7 protein-coding genes and 1 pseudogene are annotated in these 10,739 nt (G+C 51.4%); 6 read left to right on the top strand and 2 right to left on the bottom strand.

Annotation, left to right across the window (positions count from 1 at the left end):
- The first annotated feature begins 523 nt into the window (after positions 1-523).
- On the top strand, positions 524-2,323 hold the full coding sequence (locus PN477_RS14930) for an ABC transporter ATP-binding protein (protein WP_272118329.1): 1,800 nt from the start codon (positions 524-526) through the stop codon (positions 2,321-2,323).
- Here the strand turns inward: PN477_RS14930 and PN477_RS14925 are convergent.
- Together PN477_RS14925 and PN477_RS14920 are read right to left on the bottom strand one after the other, a co-directional pair.
- Positions 2,320-3,789, bottom strand: coding sequence for a sulfotransferase family protein (locus PN477_RS14925; protein ID WP_272118328.1), 1,470 nt, complete (start codon positions 3,787-3,789; stop codon positions 2,320-2,322). The genes PN477_RS14930 and PN477_RS14925 overlap by 4 nt on opposite strands.
- Positions 3,790-3,809: 20 nt before the next feature.
- Complete coding sequence (locus PN477_RS14920; RefSeq protein ID WP_272118327.1) at positions 3,810-4,655, bottom strand: sulfotransferase; 846 nt, start codon at positions 4,653-4,655, stop codon at positions 3,810-3,812.
- Positions 4,656-5,150: 495 nt separating this feature from the next.
- Between PN477_RS14920 and pyk the strand changes: the two genes are divergently transcribed.
- The 5 genes and pseudogenes from pyk to PN477_RS14900 all read left to right on the top strand — a co-directional run.
- Entirely contained in the window at positions 5,151-6,983 is a 1,833-nt protein-coding gene (gene pyk / locus PN477_RS14915) for a pyruvate kinase (protein ID WP_272147386.1), read from the top strand.
- A gap of 96 nt (positions 6,984-7,079) precedes the next feature.
- A complete protein-coding gene (locus PN477_RS14910; protein ID WP_272118325.1) occupies positions 7,080-8,066 on the top strand; it encodes an NAD-dependent epimerase in 987 nt (328 codons plus the stop codon).
- Positions 8,067-8,158: 92 nt separating this feature from the next.
- Positions 8,159-9,952, top strand: coding sequence for an SLC13 family permease (locus tag PN477_RS14905; RefSeq protein ID WP_417158832.1), 1,794 nt, complete (start codon positions 8,159-8,161; stop codon positions 9,950-9,952).
- Complete coding sequence (locus PN477_RS20920) at positions 9,919-10,185, top strand: type II toxin-antitoxin system RelE/ParE family toxin (RefSeq protein ID WP_417158831.1); 267 nt, start codon at positions 9,919-9,921, stop codon at positions 10,183-10,185. The genes PN477_RS14905 and PN477_RS20920 overlap by 34 nt, the downstream gene beginning before the upstream one ends.
- Positions 10,186-10,354: 169 nt before the next feature.
- Positions 10,355-10,739, top strand: a pseudogene (locus PN477_RS14900) (hypothetical protein); the annotation flags it as partial.

The raw sequence follows: 10,739 nt of genomic DNA, 5'->3' as shown, positions 1-10,739 counted from the left end.
TGTCGTTCTCGAAAAAGGTGGAGAACCACATTGGGGCGATATGGCTGTTCATCCATGAGTACAATCGGGGCATCAGAGAGAAGCTGGCGGAGCAAGATGCCCCTATCTTTTCCTCTAGCCTGCACTAAAATGCACTACCGATTCATGAACAGGCAAGGGGCTTAACAAGGGGCTTAACAAGGGGCTTAAGCCCCTTGTTGATGAGGAGATTAGATCTTCGATTGATTTAGGATCGCTATATAGCAGTTTCCATCAACACGAGGGACAAAGATGCCCCTCAATCCCCCTTAAAAAGGGTTACGGCTGATACACACTGTTCTAAGGTTGACTCGCCTGCGTTTAATCCCCCTTCTCTCGTCAAGGCAGCGAGCTAGAAGCTCGCACTACAGAGGATTTCAGGCAGGGTCGTGTGAGCCTCTGGCTCACTCATACCCCCCTCCAGATTCGTAACTTGGGTGATGGATACGCAGTCGTTTTCACGTTTGCCACTGCTATAGTAGCGATTATTCATTCTGGCTCCAGAATGTCCCTACGTTTCTTTGCCGTCTTAGCCAATACCCCGCAACTCCTGAAATTAGTGTGGTCAGCTAGTCCGAAATGGCTGCTCATTTCGCTCCTGACGACCCTCAGCACGTCCGTTTTACCCGCCGTCCAACTCTATCTCGGCAAACTCACCCTCGATCAAATTATTGCCCTCATCGGACAACCCCCCGCCCTCTGGACACCTGTTTTTACCCTGATTCTCGCGGCCTTGGGGGTGATGGTGTTCAACGACATTTTGAGTGAGCTTTCCACCTATACATCGTTGGTGTTGAGCGATCGCTTCACCCTCTACGCCAGTAACATCCTGCTCCGCCAAGCCGTCAAGCTTGATCTCGCCCACTACGAACTCCCCGAATTCTACGACCTCCTCAGTCGCGCTCAACAAAGCGGTAGCACCTACCCTGTGCGCGCCCTCACCCTCTTCACCAGTTTTCTCGGCCAAGGCATTAAACTCCTCACCCTCGTAGGACTGATGATTCAGTTTAGCCCCCTCGCCACCCTTCTTCTGATTGCCACCTCCATCCCCGCCTTTGCCATTAGTGTGCAGTTTTCCGGCAAACGCTTTAAGGTATTGCGCCGCCAAACCCAAAGCGGACGATTCGCCGATTATCTCCAACGCATTCTCACCCATCAAGACTTTGTCAAAGAAATTCGTCTGTTTAATTTAAGTGAACATTTATTAGCACAATGGCACACAATCCGGCATCAATTTAACCACGAAGCTGAACAACTTGCCCGCCAACAAACCCGCGCCCGCACCCTCTCTAACCTCCTCTCAAAACTGGGATTTTATGCTACCTATACCTGGATTGTGATTCAAACCCTCCGCGCTCAAATTACCATCGGTTCGTTAGGGATGTATAGTGGTGCATTTCGCCAAGCGCAAAGCGCCATGCAAGGTCTCCTTGAAGATCTCGCTAGGCTTTATGAGGTAAACCTATATGTGAGTCAATTTTTTGATTTTTTAAACTTGCAGCCCCATGTAAAAAATGCCGCACAGCCTCGCCCTTTTCCCAACCCATTACAGCAGGGTCTCACCCTTGAAAATGTCAGTTTTACCTATCCCGGTGCAGACCGGCCCACTCTTGACAATTTAAACCTATCGGTGCAGCCAGGGGAAAGTATTGCGATCGTGGGGGTTAATGGTGCGGGGAAAACTACATTATTGAAACTTTTAACTCGTTTTTATGATGTAAGCTCCGGTGAAATTCGGATTGATCAGATTCCCATTGATCAGCTTGACTTAGTGGAGTTGCGGCGTAATGTGGGGGTAATTTTTCAGGATTTTGCCCGGTATAACTTCAGTGTTGCTGATAATATCGGGTTTGGGAATATTCAAGACCATCAAAACCTCGCCTCTATTCAAAAAGCAGGACGAGATGCGGGGGCAGATCCGATGATTACCACCCTAGACCAAGGCTATCAAACGATGCTGGGCAAGATTTTTCCGGGAGGGCGAGAATTATCCGGAGGGCAATGGCAAAAAATCGGCTTGGCGCGGGCGTTTATGACCCCGGCTCAAATTTTGATTTTGGATGAACCGACGGCGGCGTTGGATGCGATCGCAGAATACGACCTCTTCCAACGCTTTCGCAAACTCGCCGCCGGTAAAATCACCTTTCTCGTTAGCCATCGCTTTTCAACTGTGCGCATGGCCGATCGCATCATTGTTTTGGAACATGGCACGATCCAAGAAATGGGGAGTCACGCCGAACTGATGGCCCGCGATGGTGTTTATGCGCGGATGTTCACCCTCCAATCGTCGAGCTACGATGCCTAGGACAGGACTGGATTCTCCATTAAACGAGCGTCATCATTGAGCAAGGATTTTAACATCGTTTGCTTTTTGATAAAGGGGAAGGGCTGCTCAATGACGGGACAGCCGAGGAACGGACAAAGCTGCTGCCAGCCTTCCCCTGCGCCAATATTGAGCACTAAGAGGGATTCAGGGCGATCGCGGAAATAGTCGAGGGTATTGCGATAGTGCAAATCATAGACATAGGCCATGCGATCGCGATTAAACTCATAACACCCATACACCGTACTGCGCAGAAAACGCCGAATCCGCATATGGATTTCTTGCTCTGGCACGTCACTTAAGTCAAACGCCGGCCGATTGGCATAATGACGCTCCATTGCATCGAGCCATTGCTCGCGATCGCGGATCGTTAAAATAAATTTACTCCCCGGAAACAACTGATCCAACTGTGGATAAAATGCCGACACCGTAATATCCGTAATGCCATCAAACTGTTGCAGCAAGGAAAACTGATAATGTCCTTCGGCAAGTTCCCGAAATGTTGTTTCATCTTCGGGGTAATGAATCATTTTAAACCCCAAAACATGCAACGCGCTGGTGAGACTTTTGGTTCCCGTCCGGCTGAGGCCAATGCCAAACACTTTAAAACTCGATTGGGCCTCAGCCGGCATTTGCAGCGAACCCCCTCCTAAATTCACCAACTGCCACGGCCACACCTGCCGTGTTTGCTGATCAATCATTGCATAGGTTAACTCCGGCTGTTCCGGTAATTCTAGGGTTGCGATCGCCGCCTCAGCGATCTCCGGTAACCGCTGAATATAAGCATCTATTTCAGCCGGTGTTGCCTCTAACGCTACATCCTGTTGAGTGTTTTGAATCGCCAGTTTAGCGATCTTAAAATCCAGATCATCAGGATAGTTATCCCAATATTTTAATGCCGCCTCCAATTCACTCCGGTTCACCGCCGTGCGACTCCGCAATTCACGCAGCGCCAGCTTGGCATAGACATGATGATAGGTCTGAAAATAGTCATGAAGAATTCGGAAACTCTTAAAATGTTTCTTGAATTTGAGGTTAGACAATGCAAAGCTACGCAAGCGCGATTCTGGTCGCAGCACATATTTTTCATCATTTTCTGGCGGCTCAATTTTTTGCATCTCGCGCACGACATCAACCCGCGTAATATGCACTCCCTGATGAATATGCCCTCGGAACTTATCGAGCACATAACAATCCACATAGGGAAAGGAATTACGCTGCAAAAATTTGGACAGGTCTTCCAAAATCAAGCAGTCGGCATCCATGAACACCACAAAATCGCAGTCATAGTCAATTTGCAACATTTTTTGAACGGCGGCCGAAAAGGGACGCACATTTTCAATCAAGTGAACGCGATTTGGCTTGATTTGTTGAATCGCTAAATCAAGGGCTATGGCGCTGGTACGTTCGTCAATAGTCCGAAAGACAAGATCAATACGTTTCGTCATGGTTGTTAGGTTGCCTTAAGTTAGGAGGGATGCCATTCAAAGGATTGATTCACCTCACTCGCTAAGCGAGCGAAGATTTGGTGCTGCTCTGGAGACAGTTCCTGTTGCCAGCGTAAATCAAGAATAATATCTGATTGATGTTCCTGATAATATTGACGGTTACTGGGTGTCATGGTTTGCAAAAGCTGCGATTGATGACGAGCCGCCAAGAATTGTGTACCGTTGTTGCCGCCGAGAAGGTGATAGGTTTGTCGCGAAAAATCTCGCATTTTGGGTTCATGGGGAATCGTCAAAAAATCACATAAACCCTTGAGAATACTGCTGGTATTGCTGGCAAGCTCTTCATAGTGAATGATGATTTTTGGCCCTGCGAATTCCTCAAATAATGCTTGAGCTTTTTTGATTTTTTCTATCCAGTTTTCGATGATTGTTTCGATGGAAGTGTCAGGATATTTGCGACGATAAGAGTTGACAACACCTCGACCATCACGTTTCAAGAAAATCAGATGGGGCTTGGCTTCAGTCTTCACCAGTTTTCTGTATTGTTGGTGAATCCAGTCAGCACCGGAGGTGGAATCAATCATTAAGGGTGCTGTGATGCCAAGGGTCGTGCTGATATGTTGTGAGAGTTGTTCATAGAGATCACAATCTGAGGTGAGTGATACAGTACCCCAGACTGGACAATGAATGCCACAGAATTTGCAGGATCGTTTTTGTAATGGGGCTTTTTCTTTCGTTAGGAAACGACTTTTTTCGCCTTCTCCACAGTAAAAGCTTTGGGAATGATTACCCAGAAGAAGTCCCAATAATGTTGAGCCGGAATGACCTGTTCCTGTGATGAAACACACTTTTTTATTGATTCTCATTGGGAATGTCAATCGTTAAGGGTGTAAGGGGATAGCTTGCATAATGTCTCAGGGTTATGAAGATGGAAAGCTTCATCATACTCAGAAATTAGGGTTTTTCATCCTATGGATAGCAATATTCAATGCGCTTTTTGGCGGTTGTGTTGCCTGGGCGTGGTGCGATCGCATCCCCCCGCTCACCCTCTGGCTTAGATGCATGCTTGCCCTAGGCAAACTGGACTGATGTTAATTGGGATTAATTAAGGGCAAAAAAGAGCCTAAAAAATCCCGCCAAACCAACGTTTAAATAAGAGCAGGTTATCTAACTCAATGCCAATCCAGAGATTGATTCCGTTGAACCTCTACCCCATGACAGGACGGGGTAGAGGTTTGCAGAGGGGGCAAAGTTTCCGGCTGGATTCGCTTAACGACTGCAATTCATGAGACGATAGCGGGTTATGGTGGGATCAATCGAACTCCCATCCCGCTGATTCCCTTATTGCTACATTTTGAATGATGGACTTGCCCGTTGACGCTATCAGCAGTGGCGTAAGCCGCTCGCAACCCCCCGCCCGCCGCACTAAAATCGTGGCAACCGTTGGCCCCGCTACGCTTCAACCCCAGGTGTTGCGAGAGTTGATTGAAGCCGGAGCAACCACCCTACGCCTCAATTTTTCCCACGGAACCCATGAGGATCACCATCGGGCGATTCGGTTGATTCGTCAGACGGCCTTTGAGTTGGATCAGCCGGTGGGAATTTTGCAAGATCTACAGGGGCCAAAAATTCGGCTCGGTAAATTTGAAGCCGGGCCGGTGCAGGTGAATAAGGGCGATCGCTTCATCCTCACCAGTCACCCCGTCCCCTGCACCCATGAAATGTCCTACGTCAGTTACAAACGCCTCACCGACGAAGTGCCAGCCGGGGCGATGATCTTACTTGACGATGGCAAGGTAGAAATGGTCGTCGATGCCGTCGATCGCGATAACAAACAGCTTCATTGTCAAGTGGTCGTCGGCGGCAAACTGTCCGACAACAAAGGGGTCAACTTTCCCAACGTCTCCCTCACCGTCAGCGCCCTCACCGACAAAGACCGCAAAGACTTGATGTTTGGTCTTGATCAAGGCGTGGACTGGGTCGCCCTCAGCTTTGTGCAACGGCCCCAAGACATCCTCGAAATCAAAGAACTGATCGCCAGCACTGGGAAATCCGTCCCCGTGATCGCCAAAATCGAAAAGCACGAAGCGATCGAACAGATGGACACGATCCTCACCCTCTGTGATGGGGTGATGGTGGCACGGGGCGACCTGGGGGTCGAACTCCCCGCCGAACAAGTTCCCCTCCATCAAAAACGCCTGATCGCCACCGCCAACCGCCTCGGCATCCCCGTGATCACCGCCACCCAGATGCTCGACAGCATGGTGAACAGCCCCCGCGCCACCCGTGCCGAAGTCTCCGATGTGGCCAATGCCATCCTCGACGGCACCGATGCGATCATGCTCTCCAATGAAACCGCTGTGGGGAACTACCCCATTGAAGCCGTGGCCACCATGGCCCGGATCGCCTCCTGTGTCGAACAACAGGCCCCCGCCCACCGCCATTTCAAAACCACGAAACGCTCGATCCCCAACGCCATTTCCGGCGCAGTGAGCCATATCGCCCAACAACTCGATGCAGCGGCGATTATGACCCTCACCAAAACCGGAGCGACGGCCCGCAATGTTTCTAAATTCCGACCCCTAACGCCGATTTTGGCGGTTACGCCCCATGTGGATGTGGCGCGACAGTTGCAACTGGTGTGGGGGGTGCGGCCCTTGTTGATTCTCGATCTACCTTCGACGAGCCAGACGTTTCAGGCGGCGATGAATGTGGCCCAGGAAAAACAATTGCTCCATGATGGGGATTTGGTGATCTTGACGGCGGGAACACTGCAAGGGGTGGCCGGTTCAACGGACTTGATTAAAGTCGAGGTGGTGACGGCGGTGCTCGGTGAAGGGGTTGGGATTGGTGAAGGGTCGATCACGGGTCGCGCTCGGGTTGTGAATAATCCGAAGGAGATTGGTGATTTTAGTCCGGGGGAAATTTTGGTGGCTCCGGCGACGAATGTGGACTATGTAGAGGTGATTCGCAAGGCTGGGGGGATTATTACGGAGGAGTCGAGTTTGACGAGCCATGCGGCGGTGATTGGGCTGCGGTTGGGGATTCCGGTGATTGTGGGTCTGAAAAAGGCGACGGAGTTGATCGGGGATGGGGCGATTTTGACCCTGGATTCTCAGCGGGGCAAGGTGTATTTTGGGACACGCCCGAAGGTGTCGGATTCTCATTCTGGGGTGGCGATGCCCACGTTTTAGGGGGATTGGCCCTCACCCCAAACCCCTCTCCCGCTGGGCGAGGGGCTTCAGGATGTACTCTATTGCAGCAAGCTGGCGTTGGAGAGTTAAGAGGTCATGACAAAGATTTTAGTCACGGGGGCGGCGGGGTTTATTGGGTTTCATCTCTGTCAACGGTTGTTGCAGGATGGGACGGTGACGGTGGTGGGGTTGGATAATCTCAATGCTTACTATGATGTGGGGTTGAAACGGGCGCGATTGGAGCAGTTGGAGGGCGATCGCAATTTTGAGTTTGTACGGGCGGATTTGAGCGATCGCACCGCGATCGAAACCCTCTTTCAAACCCATGCCTTTCAAACCGTCGTCCACCTCGCCGCCCAAGCCGGGGTGCGCTATTCCCTCGAAAATCCCCACGCCTATGTTGAAAGTAACCTCGTTGGCTTCCTCCACATCCTCGAAGGCTGTCGGCAGCAACCGGTGGAGCATCTTGTCTTTGCGTCGTCGAGTTCCGTCTATGGCAACAGCCCGAAAATCCCCTTTTCCATTGACGACAACGTTGACTATCCCGTCAGTCTCTACGCCGCGACGAAAAAATCCAATGAGTTAATGGCCCATTGCTATAGCCATCTCTATCAGATTCCGATGACGGGATTGCGATTTTTTACGGTTTATGGGCCCTGGGGACGGCCCGATATGGCCTATTGGAAATTTACCGAAGCGATTTTGCGCGATCGCCCCATCGAAGTCTACAACCACGGCAAAATGCAGCGCGACTTTACCTATGTGGACGATGTGATCGAAGGCATCATCCGCGTCATGGCCAAAATTCCCGACCCCAACGGCCCCAACCACGCCCGCTACAAACTCTATAATATCGGCAACCACAGCCCCATCGAACTGATGACCCTGATCGAAACCCTAGAAACCTGCCTAGGTCGTGAAGCCGTGAAAACCATGCTCCCGATGCAGCCGGGTGACGTACCTCGCACCTATGCCGATGTGGACGATCTGATTCAGGATGTGGGCTTTCGTCCGAGCACCCCGATTCAAGTGGGTTTACAGCGATTTGTGGACTGGTATCAGTCCCATCATGCCCTGCCCTGATTCAGCCGCGTTTCTGCTCTGCTTTTCCCCATTCAGATCAGATCTTGCGGATATTGTTGCTCTGCGATCGCCCCTATCCCCCCTGCGGAACCATGCCCATCATCCAAACCCTCGCCGTTCTCGTCGTTGCGCTCATCCTCTTCATCACCGAGCTACTCCCCGTTGATCTCGTCGCCTTGATGATCATGGTTGCCCTCATGGTGCTCGGTCTCGTCACCCCTGAACAGGGCATTTCCGGCTTTGGCAACACCGCCACCCTCACCGTGATGGCCATGTTCATCATCAGTGCCGGCATCTCCAAAACCGGAGTGATTCTGATCGTCAAACAACTCTTGATCCGTCTCGGTGGAGAGAGTTTAAGACAGCAAATTTTTGTAATGGGTATTCTCGTTGGCCCCCTCAGTGCCGTCATAGCCAATACACCGATCGTCGCTGTCATGCTGCCCGTCGTTGAAGACCTGTGCAAACAACAGAAAATTTCCCCCTCAAAACTCCTCATCCCCCTCTCCTATCTCACCATCCTCGGCGGCACCATCACCCTAATCGGTACCTCCACCAACATCCTCGCCAGCGGCTTATCTGAACAACTTGGCTTTGAACCCTTCAACCTCTTTGCCTTCACCAAACTCGGCCTCTGTGTCTTTGTGATTGGTCTGGTTTACCTGGTCTTCCTGGCCCCTTACCTGCTGCCCGAACGCAAATCAGCCCTCAGCGATCAGATTGCCCAAGACTACAACCTCAAAGACTACGTCACCGAAGTGATCGTGACACCGCGATCATCCCTCGTCGGCAAAACCCTGCAAACTAGCCAGATTCAGCGCACCTTTGACGTTGATGTCCTCGAAATCATCCGCCACAGCACCCGTTTTCCTCCCCCCATCGCCGACAAAATCATCAACGTCGGCGACATCCTCGTCGTCCGCAGTTCCCGCGAAGAACTCCTCAAAATCCGTGAACAGCAAGGCCTCAACATCGTCCCCGATGTGCAATTTAAAGATGAAGTCCAACCCGTCCTCGAATCCGGCGAAGAGAAAATGGCCGAAGTCCTCATCCTCTCCAACTCTCGCCTCGTGGGAACCACCCTCCGCGACATTCGCTTTCGCCAACGCTACAACCTCACCGTCCTCGCCATTCGACGAGGCTCAGAACTCGTGCGGGGTCGCCTCGGTCGAATTGCCCTGCGTTTCGGGGATGTCCTCCTCGTCCAGGGATCAAAACAAAGCTTCATCGGGTTGCAAACCACCCGCGAACTCCTCGTCCTCGAACAGCGAGATGTGGAAATGCTCCGCCAAGATAAGGTGATCATCGCTGTGTCCATTGGCTTGGGTGTGGTGCTCAGTGCGGCGTTTAATGTATTTCCGATTTTGGTCAGCGCCTTTGTCGGGGTGGTGTTGATGGTCTTAACCGGCTGTTTAAAACCGGGAGAAATTTATGGGGCCGTGCGATGGGATATTATCTTTTTGCTCGCCGGGTTAATCCCCCTCGGAATCGCCATGGAAGCCTCCGGAACCACTGCCTGGATTGCCTCCCAACTCCTCGCAGTTTCACAGAATTTTTCTAGCTATGGCCTCTTAGTTCTGTTCTATTTAGCCACAGCATTGCTCACCGAAATTCTCTCGAACAATGCTGCCGTGCTCCTGATGTTGCCCATTGCCGTTGAGGTGTCCCAAACCCTATCCCTCAACCCCTATGCCTTTATGTTTGCGGTCATGTTCGCCGCCTCCAATAGTTACATGACCCCCATCGGCTATCAAACCAATACGATGGTCTATGGGCCGGGGGGCTATCGGTTTATGGACTTTGTGAAAATTGGTGCGCCGCTGACCTTAATTAATACGATCGCTACCCCCGCATTGATTGTGTTCTTTTACGGCTTATCGGGCTAGAAAAAGAACAGTTTTGTTGTTACACCGTTTCTTATTTACTCCAAATTTGTGGGGTCTTCCCAAACAGTGGAAAGAGCTATGAATCTACCCGTCCTGGGTTGCAAGGGCTATCTTTTGAGAAATACATTATTTTTTACAGAATTCTCAACAATGGGATTGAAATTCTCAGAGTTGTCAGCGGACGGCAGGATTTTCCATCCATGTTTGCGGAGTCTAATTTGGGCGATCGCTGATCTTGTCGGGTGCTTTAGTATGCCAAGCCCGTTTCGTCGAGCCACTTAGGGGCAGTGACCGATCGCGACCTGGGTTAGTGAATCTCTCGCTCAATTGAGTTCCGGCTATGCTCAGGCCGGGATTTGATGCGACACTGGGCTTGATGCTGTTGATAATCTGAGCTTGGCTATGAGCGATCGCAGTTCCCGCCATGATCCCCCCGCCCTTTGGTGGTTTTTGATTGTCCTCTCTGGAGGGGGGCATCTCCTGCTGCTGCTGTTCCTTCCTTCCACAGCCGTCCAAATTGCCATGCCCACGGGCATGCTTACCCCGGACTGGATACCTGTCACCCTCTACGATAGCCCCGTTCCCGCTGCGCCCCAACTGGCTCCCATCCCCGTAGAACCCGCAACCCAAGCACCCGCCACTGCACCGAATCCCAACCCTAATCCCAACCCGAATCCCTCACCGACTCCAAACCCCTCACCCAGTCCCAATCCCAACCCCACCCCATCCCCCAATCCATCCCCATCACCGAATCCCTCACCGAACCCCAATCCATCCCCATCACCGA

Origin of the sequence: Spirulina subsalsa CS-330, assembly GCF_028330765.1 — a bacterium.
GTDB classification, from domain to species: Bacteria; Cyanobacteriota; Cyanobacteriia; order Cyanobacteriales; family Spirulinaceae; genus Spirulina; species Spirulina subsalsa_A.
The sequence above is the reverse complement of the archived record's forward strand: the minus strand, read 5'-3'. Positions and strand labels throughout refer to the sequence as shown.